The sequence below is a fragment of the Streptomyces sp. AB3(2024) genome (assembly GCF_041862025.1).
Classification (GTDB): Bacteria; Actinomycetota; Actinomycetes; order Streptomycetales; family Streptomycetaceae; genus Streptomyces.
The window spans coordinates 7855-33559 of record NZ_JBGWAB010000089.1 but is presented as its reverse complement, the minus strand read 5'-3'; the positions used below and the strand labels follow the sequence as shown (position 1 = coordinate 33559).

The following is a 25705-nucleotide window of genomic DNA, read 5'->3' as shown; positions in this document are numbered from 1 at the left end:
TCAAGACCGAGCTGATCAAGCCACGGCGGCCGTGGAAGACGCTGTCCGACGTCGAGCTCGCCACCGCCGAGTACGTCGACTGGTACAACCACCGACGACTCCACGGTGAAATAGGGCACATCCCGCCCGTCGAATACGAGACCAACCATTACCGCGAAACCACGAAACCCCAAGTCACAGTCACGACCTAGAGTCTCGATCAAACCCGGAACGGTTCAGATTGACGGTGCCGACCGAGGTGCTGCGCGAGGCGATCGTGGACGCACTGGTCGAGTTCGCGCCGGACGGGTCACGGCTGATGGTCCTGCTTGGTCGACTGGGCCTGGAGTCGCCGGGCGAGGTGTTCATCGAGGACGGCCTGTTCGCGTACACGCGGGTGCACCTGGACACGGTGAAGACCGATCAAGACCTGATCGCCTTTGCGCAGCGGGTGGTGACGCAGGTCGGGAGCGATCGTGTGGACGAGATGCTCCGGACGTACGGGGTTCGCAGTGCGCATGGCCAGTTCCAGCAGCTGATCTTCGCGGGCCTCGGGCCGAAGCCGAAGATCGTGATGGTCGACGCGACGCAGAACATCATCAAGGTCACGACGTACCGGCACCTGTGGATGATCTACGACCGGCCGCTCTTGTCATCGGGGCTGACGGTGCAGGCTCTCATCGACTGGTGGCGTACAGAGCACCCGGATCTCACCGCGGGCAAGGACGACGTCGCGGTCAGTCGCCTGCTGCGCCTTCGAATGTTCCAGTCGCTGCCGAAGACGTCCCCGCCGCAGCGCAGGTTCTTCTCCTCGTACTACGCCCGGGTCGACCGGCTGCACCCCGCACTGGGCTTCGAGCAGCCGGCCCTGCTCCCGGAGGTTCACCTCCACTACGACCCCTACTCTCAGACAGACCCCACCAACGACAAGGACCTGGAGCGGCAGCGGATGGACTTCCTCATGCTGCTCCCTGACGGCTCACGGGTCGTGATCGAGATCGACGGAGCGCAGCACTACAGCCGGGAGGAGCGGCTGGCCGAGGGTGTCCGGAAGATCGCTTCGCCGCAGCTGTACGGGGAGATGATGGCTGCGGACCGGGATCTGAGGCTGTCCGGCTACGAGCTGTACCGCTTCGGGGCGCGTGAGTTGCCGCCGGAGCAGCCGGACACGGTGGAGGCGGTCGTGAATGAGTTCTTTGAGCGGCTGCTGCCCGCTGCCGAATAGATCCGGTCGGGCCGAGCCTCATGGTGCCCCTCACTTTCGGATGGGGGCATCGTGCTGTCTCTACCGAGCTGGTATCCAAGGACGCGGCAGCCGTCTCCCAGCCGAGGTAGGACCGCCATGTTCGAGACCCCCGCCACCGCCGACCGGATGCTGGCCGCCCAGCAGCACGCCTCCGATCAGTTCGGCCTGCGCGCCACCGGCCGCCGGTGTGGGGGGACCGGGGCCGGACCCTGTCGTCGGCCGCCGGTCCGCACTGGCTCCGCGTGGTCTGCGCCGAGGCCGGCACCGACGGTGGAACGCTGTGGAACGGCCCGTCCACCTCCCGCACCCTCCCCGCCGCAGTGCCGCGGCCCGGCCTGTGCCGCATCCGGGACTGGCCCACCGACGGCTACGCCTACCGGGCCGAGCTCTACGCCCTCGCCCCCGACCCGCTGGTCTCCCCGCGCCCGTCCTCGACGACGACACGGGCCTGCCCGAGACGTGGTGGAAGGAGATGACGGCTGCCCTGGACGCCCTCGCCGACGTCCAGCCGCCGGCGGACCGCGAGGCCGTACGGGAGGAGCACCTGCGCCGCGTCATCACCGAGCTCACCGGCCACCAGGTCGAGGACGTCATCTGGTCCACCGCCCACGGAGACCTCTACTACGGCAACGTCACCCGCGGCCCGCACATCCTGGACTGGGAAGGACGGGGCTGCGCCCTGTACGACTACGACGCCGCCACCCTGTTCGTTTACGCGCTGCTGACCCCAGAGACGGCCGCCCGCATCCGAACCGAGCTCGCCCCCGTCCTGGACCGGCCCGAGGCACGCACCGGCATGCCCACCGTGTGCGCCCAGGTACTCCAAGCCCAGGACCGCATCGATTTCTACTCAGAGCCGGCCCGTGCCGTACACGAGCAGCTGGCCCGCCTGTAGTTCCGACTGGCGATCAGCGCATCATTCCTCGCCGAGCAGCAGCTACGTCTGGTCTGCCCGGAGGCGCAACCTCCAGCACCCGCACAGTCTCCCGCCAGCGGCTGGCTGGCAGGACCGGAGCAGCGAGGCTGTTGTCACTTGTCCACAAGGTCCACCACACGCCACCGCGCCCGCTCAGGCGACAGATCGAACGCCTTGACCGGCTCCCCGACAAGGCCGTCGGAGCCGACGAGGCAAGGGCAGCATCCGCCGTCCTTTGCGGGCAAGGCAATCCGGCGCAAACCTAGGGCCGATCTAACTACTCGTCAGTAAAGTCAGCAAAAGGTCAGCATTCGTCCAACCAGAGCTGATTACAGCCTGCAACACCTGAGACTCGATCACGCACCCCGAAGGCCGTCGGACGATGTCCGACGACCCCACTTCGGCAACAAGAAGCGGAAAGGGTGCCGCGCGCGCTGCGCCCGGCCGGGGGCGGAATGAAATGGCAGGTCAACGCACTCTTCCCCTGGGCTTCAGGTGAGTTGGCGGCAGTTCGGGGGACGGAATCGGAGGGCCGTCGTAGCCCTTCACCTCACCGAATCGCGTCCCGTTCATCCAGTCTTCGCGAGCTTGCGCGATATCATCGTGTGACCGTCCGATCCAGTTCCAGAACAATGCAATGCTCACGGGCATCGGCGCAGGTCAGACGGGTCTCGGATAGCTGCCAGTCAGCAAACTGTCAGCATTATGATCCGAGGAGTCGCGGGGACGTGGCAGCCACGACAACCGCCCACGGCATGGGCACCATTTTCAAGGACTGCGGGCACGCGTCCTCCTACTGGCCGAAATGCCCCCACGGCTGGAAGATCCGATACCGCAACGCGGCCGGGAAGCAGACCGAGGCATCGGGCTTTGCCACACGGGAGAAGGCCGCGGAGCGCCTGTCGACTGTTCACAACGAGAAGCAAGCGAAGCCGGCCAACCAAGCTAAGGCCGAGCGCATCGCGCGGTACGGCCAGATGCGCTTCGACGAGTACACCGCGGAGTGGAAGCAGGGCCAACGTCACCTCGCGCCGGCTTCGCTCAGCCACCTCGACTCGCTTCTGCAGCACCACATCTTCCCGGCACTCTCCAGTCGGCGCATGAATACGTTCGACCACAAGGTCGTCGACGGCTTCATACGCACGATGGAGCGCAACAGCGTAGGACTTGCGACGCAGTCCAACGCCTTCGACAAACTCAAAGCGGTCCTGCTTGACGCTCATCGGCTCGGCATCTTCGAGGACAACCCGCTTCTTGGTGTGCAGGCGCCCGTCTACGACCCCAAGAAGGCCGTCATCCCATCCGCCGAACAACTACGGGGCCTACGCGCCGCCGGCGACGACACCTTCATGCTCCTGGTCGATGTCATGAGCGGCTGCGGACTCCGCAATGCCGAGGCGGCCGCGGTCAACATCAGGAACATCGTGGCGGACGACGTCTATCGCGTCACCGAGCAGGTCAACCAGACCACCAAGCACTACGACCGCCTGAAGCACCGCAAGCTCGACGAGTACCGGGACGTACCTCTGCCAGCGCGAGTGAAGCAGACCATCGAGTGGTACGCCGACAAGTACGGCACCGTGGACGGCTACCTCCTGCGCCATCCGCACGATCGCGATCGCGCGTACCAGCCCTACCTGCTCCAGAACCAGTGGCAGAGACTCAAGCGCGCCGGCGCCCTCGATGTCCCTGAAGGCATGGTGATCTACGGATGCAGGCATTTCTTCGCGTCGAACTGCCTGGCTCATCGCATCCCGATCACCGACGTCGCGGAGTGGATGGGCCACAAGAGCCTGGAGATCACGTTCAAGATCTACCGGCACCTGCTGCCGGGGTCCATCGGGCAGGCAGCCAAGATCCTCAACGTAAGCCTAGCCGCTTAACCGAGCCCGTATACCACGGGATCCCCGGTCAGCCAAACCGGGGATCCTTCGGATCATTGACACCTGCCATAGCACTTCACACAAGAGGTCCGGGTGTCGAACGAGTTCATCTCCGCAAAGCAGTTGGCTGCCCAACTGAGCATGTCCGTGTCGTGGGTATACAGGGAAGCACACCGGTCAGGTCTCGCCAGTTACAGATTCGGGACCGGGCGTAGCGCAAAAGTCCGGTTCAAAGTATCCGAGGTTAATTCCTGGATACGACAGCGCAGGCAAACTACCTAACGTCACCTCCATCCCGAACGATTCAGCAAGGCAGGCCGGTGCCCACAAAATCCCTTCCCCGAGGCATGGGGACTGTATTCAAGCGTTGCGACGACCCGAGCGAAAAGTGGTCACGATGTCCGCATTCGTACGCGATCAGATACCGGAGTGCGAGCGGACGCCAAACAGAGGAAGGGGGATTCCGCACCCAGGCTCAGGCTACGTCACGACTTTCACAAATTTACGCCTCGAAGGCCAAGGCGTCAGCAAGTGCAGGTTTCAGATACGAGCGCGCCGAGAAGTACGGCCAAATGAACCTCACCGAGTACGTAGAACTCTGGAGGAAAGGGCAGCGGCACTTGGCCGCCTCCTCAGCTCGACACCTAGATTCGCTCCTCGAGCATCACATCATCCCAGTCCTGGGCAGTCGCCGCATGAACTCGTTCGACCACAAGGTCGTCGATGACTTTATCCGGACCATGGAAACAATGGGCACTGGGACAGCAACGCAATCCAACGCATTCGACAAACTGTCCACCATACTTCTCGATGCGCAACGGGTAGGAGTTTACGACTTCAACCCACTGGATGGCGTCAGATCGCCACAGTACACGCCAACGCGAGCCTCAATCCCCACACCTGCCCAGTTGCGGGAAATACGAGAAATCGGTGACGAGAAGTTCCGCCTCCTCTGCGACCTGATGAGCGGGTGTGGGATGCGGAACGCCGAAGCGGTCGCAGTAAACATCAACAATATCGCTTCCGACAACACGTACAGGATAACCGAGCAGGTTAACCAGACAACGAAGGCGTGCGGACGCCTCAAGCACCGGAAACCAGGCGAGTACCGGGATGTGCCGCTTCCTTCACGGATCAAGCAGGAAATCGAATGCTACGCTCGAACATACGGCACGATCGACGGCTATCTCCTAAGGGACCCACGGGACCCATCAAGACCTTTTCAAGCCTACCTGCTTCAAAATCAGTGGCAGAGACTGAAGCGAGACCACCCGTCCATCATTCCGGAAGGAATCGTGCTGTACAGCTTTCGGCATTTCTTTGCATCACAATGCCTCCAGCTTCGCATACCGATCACTGATGTTGCAGACTGGATGGGACATAAGAGCCTGGACGTGACGTTTAAGGTCTACCGGCACCTCATGCCTGGCTCGATCGCAAGCGCAGCATCGTCTCTGGATCTCGCCTTGGCCGCGTAGGAGCTGCGCAAATCACACCATCGGCGGATGCCTGCTCACGCTGCCGAACCGCTCCCAGGCTTCCTTCAATTGGGGCGGCCGGTCACGGCGCACCGCCATGCGCGGTGACCGGGCTCGACAGCCTGCGCGGGGCATCGCGACTGGCGCCGAGGGCTGGCACGCCCCATGGAGGTGTTGGGCAAGATGTCAGGCACACGGCCACCAGGTGCCGGGCGGCGGTCGTCAGAAGCATGGGGTCAGGCGCGTCACTTCAATGCCCTGAAGCCGTGAAACTGGCTGCGGAGCTGGCGGAGAGGGTGACAGGATTAAGGGAATGACGACCCAGCCGTTCCTGGCCGTAACGCACGTTGCGGCGCTCGAGTCCTTCCTCAACGGGATGGGCACTGTATTCCGGAAGTTCGACGAGCAGGACTCTGGCTGCATCTCATACGGCCTGGACGTAGCTGGCAGCCGCTGGTTCGTGAAGGCCGCCTCGAAAGCGACTGGCGTCTGCTCCCTACGCCGCGCAATCGCGGTCCACCAGGCCGTCTCCCATCCGGCCATCGTGTCCTTGGTGCACTCCTTCACCACGGACGAGGGCCTGGCGCTCGTCTACCCATGGGTGAGGGGCGAGGTCCTCTACCACCCGACCCGGTCTCGCCACGGCGGACGGGCCACGCCCGGCAGCCCTATGGCGCGCTTCAGGGCACTGCCGATCGTCCGGATTCAGGCCGCACTGGAATCCGTCCTGAGTGCCCACCTGGCGGTCGAGCAGGCCGGACTCGTGGCGGTCGACTTCTATGACGGCTGCATGCTGTACGACTTCGGCGAACACCGCATGACGCTGTGCGACCTGGACGAGTACCGCCCAGGGCCGTTCACGCTCCAGGCGGACCGGCTTCCCGGCTCCACTCGGTACATGGCACCCGAGGAGTTCAGCCGGGGCTCACTCATCGACATCCGGACCACGGTGTTCAACCTCGGCCGGGCGCTGCGCCTCCTGCTCGACGCGGGCGACGACGAGACCCGGTGGCGCGGCACCCCCGCCCAGCTGGCCGTCATCGAGCGAGCGACAGCCCCAGAGCCAGAGAGGCGATGGCCCTCGGTCCGCTCTCTGACCGATGCCTGGCATGCCGCAGCCTGAGCAGTTGACGGCCTCACCGGCGCAGCGCGCCGTCGACACCAGACCGCGGCCAGTGCGCGAAATCCGGCCAGCCTTGGCTCCCTGCTCGCCTTGATCAAGCCGAAAGGCCCTCAGCCTGCCCTTTTGGCCGATTAGAGTGTTCACGGACAACAGCGCCGATCAGGTGAGGCGCAGCGGAAGGGTGAGTCGGTACGGATGAGCGGGGTACCCACGCGGATCGGCCGTTACACGGTGGCGCGGGAGCTCGGCTCGGGCGGGATGGGTGAGGTCTTTCTCGCCTATACGCCGGCGGGTGATCCGGTCGCGGTGAAGGTGATCCGCAACGACAAGCTGGATCCGGTGACACGTGCGCGCTTCGAGAAGGAAGCCCTGATCGCCCGTACGGTGATCGGCACGAACCGGGTGGCCCGGTTCCTGGACGCCGACCCCTACGCCGACCAGCCGTGGCTGGCCATGGAGTACGTGGCCGGCCGCACACTGCTGACCTGCATCGACAATGACGGCGCCCTCCCACTTCCGATGGTGGCCAGCCTCGGCGCCCTGCTTTCGGAGGGGTTGGCGGCCGTGCATGCCGCCGGTCTTCTGCACCGCGACCTGAAGCCGCAGAACGTGATCCTGGGCAGTGACGGTCCGATGATCATCGACTTCGGGCTGGGCGCCTTCATGGATACCTCCCAGGAGACCCTGTCCCACAGCGGCATGATCATCGGCACGGTGCGCTGTATGCCCCCGGAGCAGGCGAGTGGCCGTCCGCAGGTAACCCCGGCCGCGGACGTGTACGCGCTGGGCACGGTCCTGCTGTACGCGGCCGCCGCCCACTACCCGTACGACGGGACGCGCTGGGAAGCCATAGCGGCGCAGGTCACCAATGCCGACATCGCCCCTGACCTCTCTGGTGTGCCTGCGGCGCTCATTCCCCTGCTGGGGTCGATGCTCGCGCACGAGCCGGAGGACAGGCCGACCCTCACGGCAGTCTCTGATGCGTGCGCGGACATCCTCACCAGCTCCGGAACCTCGCCGGCGTCCGCACGACTGGCGTTGATCGCGCGCACCACCACTGGCGAGCCGCCGTCACCGGCTGGGGACCCCTTCACGACGTCGTTCGAGAAGCTCCTTCAGGAGCAGGCGGCCCTTGCCAAGGATGGGGAGCCCGAGAGCCCGCTCGATGTGCCTCCGCAGGCTGCGGCACCAGGCGAGGAGGGCGATGACGAAGCAGAACCCGATGCGGAGGAGCTCGCGGTGCCTCTGCCAGAGCCGACCACAGCACCCGAGCGCCAGCGGCCCCGGCCGAAGGCAGGCTCGGCCAAGGGGCGGCCTCCGGCCTCGAAGCGGGTCGCGGACGAGCTGCGCGCGCAGTATGCGGTGGATCTCGCTCTTTGACTCCTGCACTGACAGTGCCTGGTGAGAGTCTGTGTCGGAATGGGTGCGTACGGGCGTCGCGTGACGACGCCCAAGAAGCCCGTGGGGTGTGAGCGGCTGTCAAGGCCGCAGGTAGAGGATCGGAGCGGACGTTGAGCGTCGAGGCGGAAGCCGTGGGCGGCCAGGGCGATGCGGTGTGGGACGCCTGGAGGCCCGACGATGTTCCGGAACGTTCGGGTCCCGCCTCGTCCGGCTTCGCGCCGGGAGCTCAGGTACTGATCCGGGACGAGCTGTGGCTCGTCCGGAACTGCAAGGACACAAAGCTCGACGGGTGGATGGTCGAGGTCACCGGCATCTCGTCGTTCGTCCGCGGCACCGATGCCGTTTTCTACAGTCGGCTCGACGACATCCAGGTGCTGGACCCGCGGGAGACGCGGCTGGTCCCGGACGACTCACCGAACCACCGGCGTGGCCGGCTGTTCCTCGAGTCCGTGATCCGCAAGACGTTCCTGCCGCAGACTGAGCACGGGCTGGCGCTGGCCGATAGCTTCCTCATGGACCAGCAGGTACACCAGCTGCGCCCTGCCGAGCTGGCGCTGTCGATGAAGAACCCGCAGCCGCGCATCCTGATCGCGGATGTGGTGGGCCTGGGCAAGACCCTGGAAATCGGGGTGCTGCTAGCCGAGCTGATCCGGCGCGGCCGCGGCGAGCGGATCCTGGTGGTGACCCCGCAGCATGTGTTGGAGCAGTTCCAGCGCGAGCTGTGGACTCGCTTCGCCATTCCTCTGGTGCGCCTGGACTCGACGGGCATCCAGCGCATCCAGCAGGACATCCCTGCCGGCCGCAACCCGTTCGCGTACTTCAAGCGCGCCATCATCTCCGTGGACACCCTCAAGAGCGATGTCTACGCGCACCACCTGGAGCACACCGACTGGGATGCCGTCGTAATCGATGAGTCCCACAACCTCGTCAACCGCGGAACGAAGAACAACGAGCTCGCCCGCCTACTCGCACGCAAGACCGACGCCCTCGTGCTGGCCTCGGCCACGCCCCACAACGGCCGCACCCAATCCTTCGCCGAGCTGGTGATGATGCTCGACGAGGCGGCCATCACAGACCCGTCCGCGTACGCGGTGGAGGACCTCGGCCACCTCTACATCCGCCGCACGAAGACCTCAGCCGAGGTGCGTGACTCGCTGAAGGGCTCCTGGGCTGACCGCGGCCCGTCGCAGCCCATTCACGTGCCGGCTGGCGAGAAAGAGCTGGCCGTCTTCCGAGAGCTTGCCGCGCGCTGGATTCCAGGTGATCTGGCGCAGCCGTCGGTCAGTCGGCACCAGCTCGTGCCGTACCAGCTGCTGAAGTCCTTCCTGTCTTCGCACCGGGCCCTGCTGGAGACGGTCAAGACGCGGCTGGCGACACTGGACAAGCCGCCCACGGAGCAGTCGGCGGACCGTGCCCAGAAGGCCGCGCGCCCGGTCGACCCTTCGGCCCGGGAAGCGCAACAGCAGGCCGAGCGCGACGCTCTAGTCGAATTGCGGAGCTTGGCTGAGCGGATCCAGGACCAGGACTCGGCAAAGCTGACGGCGCTGCTGGACGAGCTGCGGAAGATGGGGGTCGGCCCTGGGTCGGGGACCCGCGTCGTTGTGTTCTCCGAGCGCATCCCCACCTTGAAGTGGCTGGCCGAGACTGTCCCGGCAGCGCTCGGTTTCACGCACGGAGCCAGCCCAGACGAGAAGAAGCCCTGGCTGGCGTTCGGGGGCGCGGTGCAGGTCATGCATGGCGAGGCCAGCAGCGACGAGGAGCAGCAGGCCATCGTCGAGAAGTTCGGCCTGCGCGACGACCCGGTACGCATCCTCTTCACCGGCGATGTCGCCTCCGAGGGCGTCAACCTGCACCAGCAGTGCCATCGACTGATCCACTTCGACCTTCCGTGGTCTCTGATCCGGATCGAGCAGCGCAACGGCCGTATTGACCGCTACGGCCAGGAACACCAACCGCAGTTCCGGGCCTTGATCCTCACCAGCGACGTGCCCTGGCGTACGGATGAGACGACCGCCCTACCGCGTACCCTGGACGACCGGCTGGTGGGCGAGAAGCTCCTCAAGCGCGAGGAGGAAGCGCACAAGATCGAAGGCTCTGCGGAGGCGGTCACTGGCCTGTACCGGGCCAAGGAGGAGGAGAACCGCCTCACCCAGGACCTCATCGCCGGCCGGACCGTCGAGGAGTCGCTCAAGCAGTCCCAGCAGGGTGGCGCCGCGTTCCTCGCCGGGCTCCTCGGACAGGTCGGCGCCGTGCCCGAGCACCCCGAAGTCCTCCGGGCCAACGTCCCCAGCCTCTTCGCTTCCACCGCCGACTACTTCGACGAGGCGCTGCGTCAGGTCTGCCAGCCCAACCCCGAGGACCAGCTGTCCCTTCGCCGTGACGACGACGGCACGATCGCGTTCGAGCCTCCGCGCGACCTCCTGTACCGGCTGAAGGCACTGCCCAAGTCGTACCTCGACGAGCAGCAGATCATGCCCCGCAAGAACGAGCCGGGCCGCATGCGCATCACGTTCTCCAAAGACCTCGCAGCCACCCGGCTGAAGGCAGCCCGGGAGTCCTCCAAGTCCCAGTGGCCGAACGTCTCCTACGTCACCGACGTCCACCCGGTCCTGGACTGGCTGACCGACAAGGTGCTCGTCGAGATCGGCCGGCACCAAGCCCCGGTGCTCGCCGCCTCCGTGGACACCCCGACCTACCTGATTCAAGGCATCTGCTCCAACGCACTGGGCCGACCCACGATCGTGGAGTGGATGGCCGTCCACGGCTATCCCGGCGCACTCGAAGCCACCACCCTGACCGCGGAGGTACTGGAGGAATACGGCGTCGGGCCGACGATGCCCGGCCGATCCACGCCGCTTGACATCGACGGTCTGACCGCGCTGGTGCCCGCTGCCATCGAGGAGGCGGAACGGCACCTCGTGAAGCTGAAGGACGGCTACCGCCAACAGATCGAGGCGACCCTCGAGCCCTACCGCAAGCGGGTCGTGCACTGGCAGCAGGAAGCCATCTTCTCCGTCGACGGGACGGGCAAGCGCGGAGTCAACCTCAGCGCCAGTCGGCGGCTGAAGCTGATCAAATCCCTGGAGACTACGGGCGAGCCGATGCTGCGCCTGCTCGCCGTCCTCGAACCGCTCAACGCCGCTGAAGGGGGCACCGACCGATGAGCACCGACTTCGACTCCTTCAGCAACCGAGGCGAGTACCTGTCCGCGCACTACTTCGCCGAGCAACTCGGCACCGACCTCAAGAAGGGCCTGTTCACCACCTGGGCCCTGCGCGAGGGGGACGAGAACGATCCCCGCCGGACCCCGCGTGAGATGCTGCGCGGCCTGCGCGCCACCTACCTCGCCGAGGACGTACGCGGCTACTTCGCTGAGGCCGCCGAGCGTGACGCCGGAGACGAAGCCCGGCTGTACACCCACAACAACCCGGAGTGGCGCAAGCGGCTCGTCGAGTGGCACCAGACGGTGCTACAGGCCCTCGGCTTCGGCCCCACGCCGACCGAGGTCACGGTTCATCGCGCCGGGCGGGACCACACCCTGACCGCGGCCTACCACGGCCACGGCATCGTTGCTCTGGACTGCGGTTGGGCCGCCGACAATGACACCGCCCTCAACGCCGACGGCCCCGGCCGCCTGCTGTCACCGCTGCGCGTGAGCGCCAGCGAAACGTACGAAACAGGCCCGGCACTGGCAGCCTGGCTCTTCCAGAGCGAGCTCGGTGAGGCCGGCGGCCCTCACCCGCGCCTCGTGCTGCTGCTCTGCGGCGGTGTACTCGTCCTCGCTGACCGCCAGTCTTTCAACGAGGGCCGTTACCTCGCCGTCAATCTCGACGCCGCGCTGGAACGCAACGACCGCACGCAGCAAGGTGAACTCGCCACCATCGCCGCCTTGTTCAGCCTGGACATGCTCCGGCCCGGCGAGAACGACCAGAGCCGTGCCATCGACGCGCTGCTGAAGTCCTCCGGCGCCAATGCCGCAGGTGTTTCCGGTGAGCTGCGCCACGGCCTGCAGCGCTCGGTCGAGATCATCGCCAACGAAGTCCTTCAGCGGATGGCCGACCCGAAGAACGACGTAGTGCCAGCCGACATCGCGAGCCGGAAGATCCCCTTCGCCCGGGAGCTCACCCGCGAATGCCTGCGCTACCTCTACCGGATCCTCTTCCTGCTCTACGCCGAGGCCCGCCCCGAGCTGGGCATCCTGCCCGCCGACGACGGTAGCTACGAGGCCGGCTATTCCATGGCCCGCCTGCGTGAACTCGTCGAACGCGACGAGGAACTGGTCGAGGAGGAGGCCCGTAATGGCTTCCACCTGTACGAGTCCCTGGACGTCCTCTTCAACAAGGTCAACTTCGGTCATCGTGCATACGGCAGCGAAGCCGACGATGACCAGCCTGGCGACGACGAGGAGACCCGCAAAGCCAAGGCGGCCCGCCGCAGCGAGGACCGAGGCCTGCGCTTCGAACCCCTGCGCAGCACACTCTTCGAGCCGGCCGCCGTGCGGCTCATCGGCAGGAACGTCCTCGACCCCCGCAGCGATGAGGACAACGACCCGCGCTGGCTGGACCTGCGCCTGCGCAACACCGCCCTGCACCAGGTGCTGCGCCTGCTCACCATGAAGAAGGGCAAGCGCGGCGAGCGTGGAGGCTTCATCTCCTACCGCAATCTCGGCATCGACCAGCTCGGCGCCGTCTACGAGGGCCTGATGTCCTACACCGGCAGAATCGCCGAGGAGGAACTGTGCGAGGTTGCCAAGGGCGGTGACCCGGAGAAGGGCTCTTGGCTCATCCCCTCGCACAAGCAAAACCAGTACCCCGACAAGACCCTGGTCCACTACGGCGAAGACGACGCGCGCAGCAACCTACGGGGCGTCAAGAAGTACGACAAGGGCTCCTTCGTCTACCGTCTCGCCGGCCGCGACCGGGAGACCTCCGCCTCGTACTACACGCCCAAATCGCTGAGGCAGGTGACGGTAGACCTCACCCTCAAGCACCGGGTGGATCAGCAACGCGACGCTGACGGCAACGTCATCAAGACGCGGGCGTCCGAGCTGCTGAAGTACAGGATCTGCGAGCCGGCCCTCGGCTCCGGTGCCTTCCTCAACGAGGCGATCGACCAAGTCGCCGAGGAGTACCTGCGGCGACGCCAAGACGAGCTCGGCACCAGCATCCCGACCGCAGACGCCCTCACTGAGAAGCAGAAGGCCAAGGCGTACATCGCCCTGCACAACGTATATGGGGTCGACCTCAACCCGACAGGTGTCGAACTTGCCGAGGTGTCGCTGTGGCTCAACACTATGCACCCCGGCATGCGAGCCCCATGGTTCGGCCTGCATCTGCGGCGCGGTAACTCGCTGATCGGCGCGCGCAGGGCCTTCTACGCGGCGGACGACGTCACCGGTAAGGAATGGCTCAAGGCAAAGGGCGCCCTGGGCCCGACTCCGCTGCCATTCCTCAAAGGGGGCCAGCCCCAGCCCCTCCCCCAGGACGCGGTGCACCAGTTCCTGCTGCCGAGCCCCGGGTGGGCAGCCGCCGCGGGCTCGAAGGAGGCGCGAGAACTCGCAAAGGAAGGCGTCGAGCAGCTCGGCGCTTGGAAGAAGGGCATCCTCCAGCGGCCGAAGCGGAGCAAGGCCAGCAGGGCGAAGACTGAGCCGGTCTCCCAGTTCACCCGCCTGCGAGACGCCGCCCGGCGGGCGGAGTTCCTGTGGTCACTGGTCGTCAAGCGCATGGAGCTCTCAGAGCAGGCGATCGCCCGCCGGATCGACGTGTGGGGGGCCGATCCCGCCGACCCCGAGTACGACTTCCTCCAACGCCCCGACCAGGCCCTGCCCAAGGAGAAGGTCCTCGAAGACCTCTTCAACGCCGCGGACACCCCGTACTGGCGACTGAAGAAGATCATGGACGCCTGGTGCGCCCTGTGGTTCTGGCCCGTGGACAAGGCCGACTTGCTCGACGGCACCGCCGGCGAGTACGCGGCGCATGCGCCGGTAGCAGATGTGGAAGGCCTTGCGCGAGTGCTCGACGGGGTCCCGCTGACCGACGTGCCGCCGAGCCCCTCGTCTGATCCGGAACCGTCGGCCGTCCCCGCGCCGAGGCCCACACCGCGCTTCGTCGAGGCGACAGCTCTGTTCTCATTCGGTCCCGAACAAACAAGCTTCGAGGACCTTGAGTTGACCGCGGACGACGACGCCATCGTGGAAGTCAAGCAGGTCGGGTCCAAGAGCGGGAAGGAGACAGCAGCTCCGAAGTCCAAGACGCCGGAGAAGCGGCAGATGGTCCCACTCCAGAACCTCGATGACTGGCTGGAATTCCTCGAGGCCATGCTGGGCACAGCCGACGTGCCCGAGGGCACCCTCATCGACAGTTTCGCGAGCCTTGACGCGCTCAAGGCCTTCGAAGAGACCCTTCCCGGCTTCATGGGCATGGATGCCGGCAACCCGGAGGATCGCTTCCCTTGGCTCCGAGAGGTGCGCGACGTCGCGGAGGAACAGGGTTTCCTCCACTGGGAGCTGGAATTCGCCATCGTCTTCGCGCGAGGTGGCGGCTTCGACCTCCAGGTTGGCAACCCGCCGTGGGTGCGACCCCGCTGGAACGAGTCGGCTGTGCTCGCGGAGCACGAGCCTTGGTTCGAGTTGGAGGCGAAGGCGCCAACGACTGAGAAGGAGCGGCGTCGTAACGAGGTACTTTCAGGGTCGGCGGCGCGCCGGTACGTACTGGGCGAATTGACGAACACGAGCGCGCAGGTCGCAGTGTTCGGCTCGCCGCAAATGTATCCGCTGCTGATCGGCACACAGCCGGACCTGTATCGAGCGTTCATGATGCAGGTATGGGCACATATGTCGGCAGAGGGCACCTCAGGGATGGTGCATCCCGATACACATTTCTCGGGGGACAATGAGGGCCAGCTGCGGGCGGCGGCCTACCAGCGGCTTCGGGTTCATGGGGACTTCGTCAACTCCGGACAGAGGTTCTTTCCTGAGCCAGTCGGTCACACCGCCCACTTTGGTGTGCACATCTACGGACGGCCTGGGGAGATTGGCTTCGACCATCTTTCCTGGCTGGTATCTGCGGACGCCCTGCGGTCTTCGGCCCAGCACGACGGCTCGGGCGAGGTCCCGGGGGTTCGGTACCGCAACGGGGAGTTCGATGAGCGTCCCCACCGGGCCCGTGTAATTCGAGTGGACAAACAACAGCTATCCGTGTGGCAGCGCCTGCTGAACGAAACCGACCAGCCCGTAGAGCAGGCCCGCCTCCTGTTTCCCGTCAGTACGGGGGAATCTGCTGCGATCCAGGCACTGGCGGACTATCCGGTTCGACTTGGACTGGCTGCGCGGATCTCATCGGGATACCACGAGAGTGGCGCCAAGAAAGACAACCTCATCGACTACAACCGTCCCGACCCGAACACAGGCATGGAGTACCAGCCGGACCGTTGGCGTCATGTAGTCCTTAAGGGCACGCAGCTTAGCGTCGCTACCCCAGTGTTCAAGCGGCATGACGCCAACAGCAATGACGCATACGGCGCTGATCTCGTAGCTCTCGCACACGACTTCGTGCTCGACACCGCGTATGTGCGGGCGAAGGGCAGGAACCGTGCCTACCTGTCCGAGCAAGAACGGTGGATCGACCATCAGGCCCTTACGCGCCTGCGTGCCAGTGACATGGCGATCAGCCGTGCTCGGCAATCGGTGGCTCGGGCCTATCACATTCCGGAGGAGCAGGCGACACCAGCTCAGATCGACGCTGTGCTAGTGGAGAGAGCCCAGCGCAGGTACGCCACTTTTCACCGCCTTGCTTGGCGAAAGATGATTGCCCCTAACACTGAGCGTGCGCTCTACGCCGCTCTCGTACCGCCAGGCACGACCCACATTCACGCCGTGCACAGTCTTGCCATGCCGGATCTCCGTCTCACTGCGCTAGTCGGCGGATTCTGGGCCTCACTTCCGCTCGATTACTTTCTCCGGGCAACCGGCCGAGGCGACCTTCAGGTCAAGGGCGCCAGAGTTATGCCCGCTCCCACGCCTACTCACCCCCTTGCCTCGGCCCTCCTCCTCCGCACTCTCAGGCTCAACTGCCTCACCCGCGCCTATGCCGATCTCTGGGCGGAGCTGTACGACGCGACCTGGCCCGCCTACGAGCCGTGGGCCTGCGCCTGGCCCGGTCTTGAGCCCCTGCACGCCGTTACCTCGGACTGGCGCCCCGAGACGCCCCTCCGTAGCGAGCGTGCTCGCCGGTCCGCCCTGGTGGAGATCGACGCGCTGGTAGCCGTGTGGCTTGGCATGGATGCCGATGCGCTCGTTGCCGCGTACCGGGGTCGGTTCCCCGTGCTCCAGAAGTACGAAGCCGTGACCTGGTTCGACGCCGAGGGCTGGAAGATCGCGGGCAATGCCCGCACTATCGGCCAGCGGCAGACGAAGGAGAGCTGGACGCAGTTCGAGGCGTACCGGGCCGACCCCGCCACCGCCCCCGTACCCGAGGGCTATTCCGAGCCCTTCCACAAGGCGGACCGTGAGGCGGAGATGCGTGCCGCACACGCCGTGTTCCAGAAGCGGCTCGATGAGGCCGTTGCCCGTGGCGAGTGGGACCCGGTCAAGCAGGAGGTGCCGAACTCGTGAGGCCGACCCTTCAGGCGCGGGGGCTCAAGGAGAGCCTGCTGCAGTACCTGTCGACAACGTACGCGCTCACCGATGAGGGTGCGCGCGAGGCGCTGCACCGGTTTCTCGGGGACGAGACCTCGGGGATGTTCCGTGGGCCGTATCTGCGGATCCGGACCCCGTTCACCGTGGCCGGTGAGGGGTGGCGGAAGCACCTGGAGTGGCAGCGGGAGGGGTTCAAGCCATACGCGCATCAGGCGGTCGCCTTCGCGCGGCTGACTTCCGCGCACGGGCACACGCCGCAGCCGACGCTCGTCACCACCGGCACGGGCTCCGGTAAGACGGAGTCTTTCCTGTACCCGGTGCTCGATCACTGTCGGCGGGAGCGTGAAGCGGGGAAGACCGGTGTGAAGGCTGTCTTCCTGTACCCGATGAACGCCCTCGCCACCGATCAGGCGCAGCGCATCAACGAGCTGCTCACTCAAAACGCCGAGCTCGGGAAGCTGTCCGCCGGCCTCTACATCGGTGAACGGGCCGCGACCCAGTACGAGAAGGTACGTACGCGGCGGTCGGACATGCAGCTGTCACCGCCGGACATCCTGATCACCAACTACAAGATGCTGGACCTCCTGCTCCAGCGTTCCGATGACGCGCCGCTGTGGCGGGAGTCGGACATCCGCTACATCGTCGTGGACGAGTTCCATACCTACGACGGCGCCCAGGGTACGGACGTCGGGATGCTGCTGCGGCGGCTCGCCGCCGCAGTCGGCGCCTCCGAGGACGGCCGGCCGCTGGGGAAGATCTGTCCGGTGGCGACGTCGGCGACGCTGGCCTCCGGTACGGACGAGGATGGCGTGGCGCGGCTGCTTGAGGTGGCGACGCAGGTCTTCGGTACGGAGTTCACCGCGGACGCGATCGTCGGGGAGAACCGGCTGTCCGTCGAGGAGTTCGTCCCGCTCGGGGACGTGACCATGCAGCCGATGCCGACGCCCGACGAGCTGCTGGCGCTGCCCGACCCGACGACCGGCGACGAAGCGCTGCTGGACCTGATCGAGAAGGTTACGGATGTCCGTGACCTCGATCCCTTCATGCTCGGCGGGAACCTCAAGCGCCACCTGTTCACCCGCGCCGTAATGCAGGCGCTGAGCGGCGAGGTGAAGACCAGCCCCGAGGTGCTGGACGTGATGTGGCGGGCCGGTGCGGCCGGCTGGTCGCAGGCGGTGGCCCGGCAGCCCGAGAAAGCCGCCGAGGCGCTGGCGCGGTTCGTTGCACTGCTGTCGCACGCCCGAGATCCGGAGTCCACACCCGCTGAGCCACGACCCTTCGTGCATGTGGAGGTGCACCAGTGGGCACGCTCGGTATCCCGCCTGCTGCGCGGTGTGCTGCCCTGGCCGAAGGCGGAGTTCCGGTGGGATGCGGCCGGTATGGCGGACGCGAGCGCGGCTGATGGCGGGCGTACGGCACCAGTGACGACGGCCACCTCGGGTCAGAGCGCGAACCTGTTCCTGCCGGCCATCTACTGCCGTGACTGCGGGCGGTCCGGCTGGGCAGTCTTCTCGCCCGAGAGCGACGACCACGACGTCCAGTTCGACACGTACAAGATCCGCCGGGCGTCCCTCGGCCAGGACAAGGCACGGGTGCGGAACCTCATCACCGCGACGGACCAGCAGGCCCGCGAGGGTTCCGGCGCGGCGCTGATGACGGCGACCAGCGGCAAGGCCGGCTCGACCGCGTCGCAGGGTGCCGGCGGCGCGCTGATGGTGCTGGACGGCACGCGCAAGCGGCTGCGGCTTCCTGATCCCCTCAACGACTATGACCGGGACACGAAGGAGCCACGGCTGACGGCCCGTGATTCGGCCTTCGTGCTGGTGAACTTCGGGGAGACCGCGAATACGGCTGCCAAGGAGGACTGGTGTCCGGCCTGCGGCGAGCGCAACGCGATCCGCTACCTCGGTACTGGCGCGGCCGCGATGGCAGCTGCGTCGATCACCCAGCTGTTCACCGGCGGTGAGCTCGACAAGGAGCTCCGCGAGGACAAGACGCTGATGTTCAACGACTCGGTGCAGGATGCCGCGCACCGGGCCGGATTCGTCGCCAACCGCTCGTTCACCTTCTCCCTGCGCGCGCTGCTGGCCGGTCGTCTTCGCCACGATGAGCCGACCGCGCTCAACGATCTGATCGCGGACGTGGTCGAGGCGACGACGGACAAGGACACCCTGTCCGCGGTGGTGCCGCCGGACCTGCACGGGTTCAAGGGCGTTGACCGGCTCCTGTCTGGGCAGGGCCGTGGCGGGGACCTGAAGACGTGGCGGTTGATCGGCCAGCGGCTGGCGTTCGAGACATTGATGGAGTTCGGCTTCCGGTCGCGCAACGGCCGCACTCTGGAGCTGACCCGTACCGCCGCCGCACAGGTCCACATCGAGGATCCGGCGGTCGTGGTCGCGTTGGTCAGGCGGCTGCACGAGGAGTGCGTCCGCGACGGGCTGCCGATGGTGCCGCAGGACGATGCGCGGTACCTGGCGTTCGTCCGCATCTTGTTGGAGCGGCTGCGCACGCGGGGCGCTGTCGCCCACCAGTGGCTGGACAAGTACATCGACGAGGCGGGTACCAGCCGGTACTTCATCTGGGGCAAGCGGGCTCCGGGTATGCGGGCCTTCCCGAAGGGGATCGCCGCCCCGGTGTTCCTGCTCGGCCAGACCAAGAACGGAAGTGAGTTCGACTTCGCGACAGGCCGGTTGTCCTGGTACGAGCGGTGGGCCGGACGGTGCCTGGAACTGCCTCGTGAGCTGGCGCCCGAGCTGTGGAGTCGGCTGCTGCCCGAGCTGGCATCGATGGGCCTGTTGTCGGTCCGTACCCCGAACGACACGTCAGTGCGGGTATACGGGCTCAAGCCCGGCAGCATCGTGGCCCAGCTCCTGGACGACGAGCATGTGCGTTCTTCGTACGTCCGCTGCCCCGTGTGCTTCTGGGAGCAGACAGTCCATCCCTCCCTCCTGGACCAGTGGCATGGCCAGCCCTGCCCCTCCTACCGGTGTGGCAAGGGCCGCCTGGTGGCCGGCGACCGGCCCGAGGGCCTGGGCATTCACCACCGTGATCGCGACTACACGCACGACTACTACCGGCGTCTCTACCGCGGTGCAGGAACGTATCAGGTGGTCACGGCCGAGCACACCGGCATGCTTGGGCGCCCGCAGCGCGAGAAGGTCGAGGAGGCGTTCAAGCGCGGCGGCGGCTTCAAGGACCCCAACGTGCTGTCCTGCACTCCGACGTTGGAGATGGGTATCGACATCGGCGACCTGTCCGCCGTCGTCCTGGCCGCACTGCCGCGCCGTCCCGCCTCGTATGCGCAGCAGGTCGGCCGAGCCGGACGCCGCACCGGCAACGCCTTCCTGCTGACCATCCCGGACCGGCGCCGGCGCGACCTGTACTTCCTGGAGCGCCCGAAGGACCTGATCGCGGGCACCATCGTGCCGCCCGGCTGCCACCTGTCGGCCATCGAGATCCTGCGCCGCCAGTACCTGGCGCACCTGCTGGACTTGGCCGCCGCCGGCCGCCTCGTCCGCGCGGACGGAATCGTGCTGAGGGCGCTGCCACACAAGGCTCCCCGCCTGTTCGGGCCGTCCGGGTACCTCACGGATCTGGTGGAACTGGCGATCGACCAGGGCGAAGAGCTGGTCAAGGGCTTCCTGAAGCTGTTTCCCACTGGCGTCAACGACCAAGCCAAGGCCGAGCTGGAGAAGTACGCAACGCACGATCTGCGCGGCAAGGTGGAGCAGGCGGAGCGGGAGTGGCGGCAGAGCGAGGACGCCTTGCGGGCGCGGCTGCGCGAGATCGACGAGGCGCACGGCGAACTCCACGAGAGCGACCCCGACCAGGCCCGTCAGAAGGCCGAACTGGACGCCGAACGGCGCGGTGTGGGCAAGCGGCTGCTCCACCTGGGTGACACGACGGCCCAGAGCGCGCTGTGCGACCTCGGGCTGCTGCCGAACTACGCACTGATCGACTCGACGACGACGCTGTCGGCGACCCTGTACGGGGAAGACGGCATCGACCCGAAGACTGGGAAGGTGGTGTACACCTCCGACACGCTCTCCTATGAACGGCCCCGCCGCTACGCCCTCCAGGAGCTGGCGCCGGGCAACACGTTCTACGTCAACGGCTACCGGCACGAGGTCACCGGTCTGGAGCTGTCTACAGGAGGGCGCCAGGAGTGGCGTACCTGGCGAGTGTGCCCGGGCTGCGGCTACGTCCGTACCGAGCACGCCGCAACCGACCGCTCTGCGTGCCCGAGGTGCAAGACCAGCCAGATCGCCGATGACGGCTCCTGCCTCTTCCAGATCGTCGAGCCAGCCACCGTAACCTCGCGAGACAAGCGCGAGGACGCCCGGATCCGCGATGACAAGGACGACCGCGACCGCCGTTCGTACACGGTCGTGGACGCGGTCGACATTCCGGTGGAGGCGATCGAGCCCGGCTCGTGGCGGCATGCCCGCGAGACCTTCGGCGTTGACTATTGCCGAAGCGCCATGATCCGCCGGATCAATGTGGGGCCGGTCCGCTACGACTCCCCCGCCCGCGATGACTTCGCCGGCCACTTGGTGCGGCTGAACCCGTTCCATGTGTGCACCTCGTGCGGGGCCGCCACCGCGGACGGCCGGCCTGTCTTCGACCACGACACGGATGCCCTCGACTCGGCGGCGGCGCGGTCCCCGCAGCTCAAGCACCACCGCCCGTGGTGTCCGCTGCGGCGTGGCAAGAAGGACGGCACCACGCAGGAGCCGGTACTGCTCGCCCATCAGCTGCAGACCGAGGCACTGCGGGTGCTCATCCCGGCTGCGACCGCGGATGTGGACGCCAAGGTGCACTCCTTCCGTGCCGCCCTGCGGCTTGGCGTGGACCTGCATTTCGGCGGTGACCCGCAGCACCTGGACACCACGGTCGCGTCCATGCCGGACAACGACAGCGGTGAGCGCCGCTGGTTCCTGGTGCTCTTCGACTCCCTGCCCGGAGGCACCGGCTACCTGGACCGGCTCACCAACCCGGCCGCCTTCCGGGACACGCTCGCCCGCGCGTACGAGCAGCTCAAGGCGTGCCCGTGCGCGGAGGAGCAGCGCCGGGCCTGCCACCGCTGCCTGCATCGCTACACCCCCGAGCAGTTCCAGGACGTGGTCTCCCGCCAGGCAGCGCTGACCATGTTGGAATCTCTGCTGTTCAAGGGTGAAGGCGAGGACGGCTGGGAGACCACCGAGGTGGAGCACACCGGGCTGGTCGGGCTGGATGCCCAGGTCGAATCCGACCTTGAGGCTCGCTTCCTGACCGCCCTGCGGGACTGGGTGAAGGTCACCGACGACGCCGCCCTGGACGAGGACGGCCACGCCAGCGGACACCTGCGGTTCACCGACGGCTCCGAGGTCATGCACTGGCGGCTCACCGCCCAGCGGCAGCTCGAAGGAACCCGAACCGACTTCACCTTCACCCGGGTCGGCGGCCCTCAGCAGAGCGTGGACGTCTACCTCGAAGGTTTCCGGTTCCACGCAAGCCGGGAACACAACCGCATCGCGGAGGACGCGACCCGGCGCACCGTGCTGCGCGCCGATGGAAGGGTCGTCTTCCAGATCACCTGGGCGGACATTGACCTGTTCGAGCACCGCCCTGGGCGCAGCCGTCCGGTCTGGCCGCCGTACCGGGGTACCGCTCAGGAGCAGGCCAAGGCGGCCTACGAGCAGTACGGCGGCAACCGCGCCCACTTCGGTGAGGCTGTCTTCGCCAACCCGATCGACACGCTGATCGCCTATTTGCGTGATCCGGACGCCACTTGCTGGGCACGTCGGGCACGTGCCCTGGTCACCGGTCTCGTGGGCGTCCCCGCAACAGCCGCCGTCGCCGCGACGGGCAAGCGCAGCGAGCTCGTCACCGTGCTGCGCGACCAGCTTGCTACCCTCGGGGCTCGAGAGCGGGCCGACAAGCCGGTCGTCCCAGACACGGTCGGCATCGGACCTGTCCACGTCTTTCGTAGCCAGGACGAGCATGGTCTGCCGATCCTGTTCGCCGTGGATGGCGCAGTTCCCGAGGACCTGCGCTGGACGGCACTGGCCGTACTCGATGACAGCGCATCCGTCCTCGACACGGACGAGCACAAGCTGCGGTGGCGGTCCTGGCTGTACTGGACCAACATCACCCAGTTCCTGTCCTTCGCCGGGGGAGACGGCGTCCAGCTCGCCGCCAGCCGGGCTCCGGACTTCGAGGTCGAAGTGCTCGCCGTGTGCGGTGGGCTTGGCGAGCTCGACTCCATCACCGCGGCTCTCGCGCCCGTAGCCGAGCCTGGAATCAAGCCCGCCGTCCCCGAGCGCACCAACGACTCGGCGGCCGAGGCAGCGCTGCGCCGGGCCATCCGGGACGCCGCCTGGGACGAGGACATCCTCGAGATCCTGCGCGAGGACGCCGAGGAGGCACCTGACCTGCTCCGCCTTGCCGAAACCCTCGCCGACCGCGGCAAGCAGGCACCCGTCTTCGGCTTCGAACTGGGCGCGAGTCGCTGGCAGGCCGACTTCGCCTGGCAGACCCCCGGCTTCAAAATCGCCGTGGTCACCGCCCACAGCGGTGCCGACGACCCAGAGGCCCAGCGCCGGGACGCCGCGTACGCCGAGGACGGTTGGACCGTACGCACCGCCGCCGACTGGCTCGACCACCTCGGCACCCTGCTCGAACAGCTCCCCGACACGGAAGGCACCACCCGATGACCGCCCGGCTCAGCCTGTACCGCAAGGCCGAACAGGAGCTGTACAAGCTCGACCGCTCGGTCAAGGCCCAGTTCTACGACTTCTGCCACGACTTCCGGAAGAACCCCAGCCTTCCCGGGTTCCAGCTCAAGAAGCTCAAGGGCGACTCCCGGATCTGGTCCGCCCGTGTCAACCAGTCCTATCGGGCCCTTCTCGCGCCCACCGGTGTGGATGCGGACGGTACCGAGAGCTGGCTGGTCATCGCCGTCCGCCATCGCAAGGACGTCTACGAAGAACTCCAGGTCGCGGTCAACCGTGTCACCGGCGAGATCGAATTCGTCGACCTCGCCGTAGTCGGTGACAGCGCCCTGCGCCGCGCCGGCATCACGCTCACCCCTGCCGAGCCGGACCCCACAGAGGCTCCGGCCGAGCGCGCACCCTCCCCCGCCGCTGAACCGGAAGAGCCTCAGGCTGCACCGGCGCTACTCGCCGCGTACACCGCCGACCAGCTCCGCGAGCTCGGCGTCGCCGAACAGCTCATCGAACTGGCCCTCACGGTCACCGACAGTACCGAGCTGGACCAACTCGTCGAGGGCTCCCCCTTGCTGTCGAAGGACATTCTGTACGGCCTCGCCGCCGGCATGGACATCGACGAAGTCCGCAAGGAGATCACCCAGCCCGTCGAGCTCGGCCACGAGCCCGACCTCGGCGACTTCGCCGCGGCCCTGACCCGGACCAAGGTCACTGCCGTGGACGACGCCGTCCAGGCCGCCATCGACGAAGGCGACTTCCGCGCCTGGAAAGTGTTCCTGCACCCCACCCAGGAACGCATCGTCCGCCGCCACTACAACGGGCCCGCCCGCGTCTCGGGCGGCCCCGGTACGGGCAAGACCATCGTCGCCCTCCACCGGGTCAAGCACCTGGTCGAGCAGATGCCGCCCGGCCACGACAAGCCGATCCTTCTGACCACCTTCACCAAGAACCTCACCACCGACCTGCGGCTGCGTCTGGCCTCACTCATCGAGCCCGAACTCCTCGCCCGCATCGAGATCGCCCACATCGACCAGCTCGCCGCACGCGTCCTGGGCGAGAACACCGCGCCCGGCCGCGGCAGGCAGCGCGTCTACGACAACGTGGCACTGAACGAGATGCGGCAGCTCCTCGCCGAACTCGACGACCGCCGCTGGGAGCCGGAGTTCCTGCTCGAGGAGTGGGAGCAGGTCATCCTCGGCCAGTCCGTGCCCACCCGTTCCGCCTACTTCCAGGCCCGCCGCGCCGGCCGAGGTCGCTCCCTGACCCGCCCGGAGCGCAACCACATCTGGAAGTTGATCGAGCAGTTCACCGCCCGCCTCGACAAGCTCGGCGTAGAAACCTGGGGCCAGGCTTCGGAGCGCGCCGCCCGGTTCGAGATCGAACGCGCCGCGAAGATCCGGGCCCGCCGCGAATACAAGGAAGAGGTCGGCGGCAAGGACCTCATCCACCGCGACAACAGCTCCGGCATGCGTTACCTCGGCTACCGGTACCGGCACATCGTCGTCGACGAGGCCCAGGACCTCAGCCCCGCGCACTGGAAGATGCTCCGGGCCATGGCTGACCCGGACCTGCCCAACGACATGTTCATCGCCGGGGACACCCACCAGCGAATCTACGACCACCAGGTCGCCCTCGGCGCCCTCGGCATCAACATCCGCGGCCGCTCCTCCCGGCTGACCCTGAGCTACCGCACCACCAGGGAGATCCTCGCCGACGCCCTGCGTGTCGTCGAACCGCGGAACTCCGGTCAGAAGGTCGGCTACGACGACCTCGACGACGGCACCGACAACCTCGCCGGCTACCGGTCCGTCCTACACGGCCCCGCCCCCAGCTTCACCCCGTACGACACCTGGAACGCCGAACTCGCGGGTCTCGCCACCACCCTCGCCGCCTGGCGCGACGAGCTCTCGACCGACGAGAACGGCTCGCCACGCGACCCCAGCGGCCACATCGCCGTCTGCGTAGCCGACCGAGACATGGTCAGCCAAACCATGTACTACCTGATCACCAAGGCTGGCATCACCTGCGCCGAACTGACCAAGGACGGTCCCAAGGGCGATGGCGAAGTCCACGTCGGCACCATGCACCGCTTCAAGGGCCTTGAGTACCAGCGCCTGGCGATCGTCGGTGCCAGCGACGGCATCATTCCTCGTACCCACGTGATCGACCGCTACCGCACCGAGGACCCACCCCGCTACGAGCGTGAACAGCGCAAGGCCCGCTCCCTGCTGTTCGTAGCCACCACTCGAGCGCGCGATGCCCTCAACATCAGCTGGCACGACAGGCCCAGCCCTTACCTGCCGATCTGACCAACTGCCGGCCTCCCCGCACCCGCGG

General features: G+C 66.8%; 13 protein-coding genes and 1 pseudogene. 13 read left to right on the top strand and 1 reads right to left on the bottom strand.

Translation table 11 applies throughout. From position 1 onward, the window contains the following. From ACEPPI_RS27985 to ACEPPI_RS27970, 4 genes are all read left to right on the top strand, one after another. Positions 1 to 191, top strand: a 191-nt coding sequence (locus ACEPPI_RS27985) for an IS3 family transposase (protein ID WP_373918041.1), incomplete at its 5' end; no start/stop codon positions are given. Positions 192 to 226: 35 nt separating this feature from the next. Next, entirely contained in the window at positions 227 to 1204 is a 978-nt protein-coding gene (locus ACEPPI_RS27980) for a hypothetical protein (RefSeq protein ID WP_373918040.1), read from the top strand. Positions 1205 to 1410: 206 nt separating this feature from the next. Beyond that, on the top strand, positions 1411 to 1701 hold the full coding sequence (locus tag ACEPPI_RS27975; RefSeq protein ID WP_373918039.1) for a hypothetical protein: 291 nt from the start codon (positions 1411 to 1413) through the stop codon (positions 1699 to 1701). Then, complete coding sequence (locus tag ACEPPI_RS27970; protein ID WP_373918038.1) at positions 1698 to 2120, top strand: hypothetical protein; 423 nt, start codon at positions 1698 to 1700, stop codon at positions 2118 to 2120. Before ACEPPI_RS27975 ends, ACEPPI_RS27970 begins: the two co-directional genes overlap by 4 nt. A 489-nt stretch (positions 2121 to 2609) precedes the next feature. Here the strand turns inward: ACEPPI_RS27970 and ACEPPI_RS27965 are convergent. After that, positions 2610 to 2774: pseudogene (locus ACEPPI_RS27965) on the bottom strand (pirin family protein); the annotation flags it as partial. A 95-nt stretch (positions 2775 to 2869) separates the two neighbouring features. Here ACEPPI_RS27965 and ACEPPI_RS27960 point away from each other — a divergent pair. From ACEPPI_RS27960 to ACEPPI_RS27920, 9 genes are all read left to right on the top strand, one after another. Then, positions 2870 to 4024 (top strand): tyrosine-type recombinase/integrase, encoded by a 1155-nt coding sequence (locus ACEPPI_RS27960; RefSeq protein ID WP_373918037.1) that lies wholly within the window; start codon positions 2870 to 2872, stop codon positions 4022 to 4024. A 93-nt stretch (positions 4025 to 4117) separates the two neighbouring features. Then, on the top strand, positions 4118 to 4306 hold the full coding sequence (locus tag ACEPPI_RS27955; protein ID WP_373918036.1) for a helix-turn-helix transcriptional regulator: 189 nt from the start codon (positions 4118 to 4120) through the stop codon (positions 4304 to 4306). A 290-nt stretch (positions 4307 to 4596) separates the two neighbouring features. Then, positions 4597 to 5502 carry a tyrosine-type recombinase/integrase gene (locus ACEPPI_RS27950; protein ID WP_373918035.1) on the top strand — a complete coding sequence of 302 codons (906 nt, stop codon included), beginning with the start codon at positions 4597 to 4599 and terminating at the stop codon, positions 5500 to 5502. 313 nt (positions 5503 to 5815) lie between these two features. Continuing rightward, positions 5816 to 6625, top strand: coding sequence for a serine/threonine protein kinase (locus ACEPPI_RS27945; protein WP_373918034.1), 810 nt, complete (start codon positions 5816 to 5818; stop codon positions 6623 to 6625). A gap of 195 nt (positions 6626 to 6820) precedes the next feature. Beyond that, positions 6821 to 8005, top strand: coding sequence for a protein kinase (locus ACEPPI_RS27940; protein ID WP_373918033.1), 1185 nt, complete (start codon positions 6821 to 6823; stop codon positions 8003 to 8005). A gap of 131 nt (positions 8006 to 8136) precedes the next feature. Then, positions 8137 to 11190: an SNF2-related protein gene (locus ACEPPI_RS27935; protein ID WP_373918032.1), complete on the top strand. Its 3054-nt coding sequence runs from the start codon at positions 8137 to 8139 to the stop codon at positions 11188 to 11190. Beyond that, entirely contained in the window at positions 11187 to 16637 is a 5451-nt protein-coding gene (locus tag ACEPPI_RS27930; protein ID WP_373918031.1) for a hypothetical protein, read from the top strand. Before ACEPPI_RS27935 ends, ACEPPI_RS27930 begins: the two co-directional genes overlap by 4 nt. Next, positions 16634 to 23356, top strand: coding sequence for a DEAD/DEAH box helicase (locus ACEPPI_RS27925; RefSeq protein ID WP_373918030.1), 6723 nt, complete (start codon positions 16634 to 16636; stop codon positions 23354 to 23356). The genes ACEPPI_RS27930 and ACEPPI_RS27925 overlap by 4 nt, the downstream gene beginning before the upstream one ends. Beyond that, positions 23353 to 25677, top strand: a complete 2325-nt coding sequence (locus tag ACEPPI_RS27920; protein ID WP_373918029.1) for a UvrD-helicase domain-containing protein — start codon at positions 23353 to 23355, stop codon at positions 25675 to 25677. The genes ACEPPI_RS27925 and ACEPPI_RS27920 overlap by 4 nt, the downstream gene beginning before the upstream one ends. Positions 25678 to 25705 lie beyond the last annotated feature (28 nt).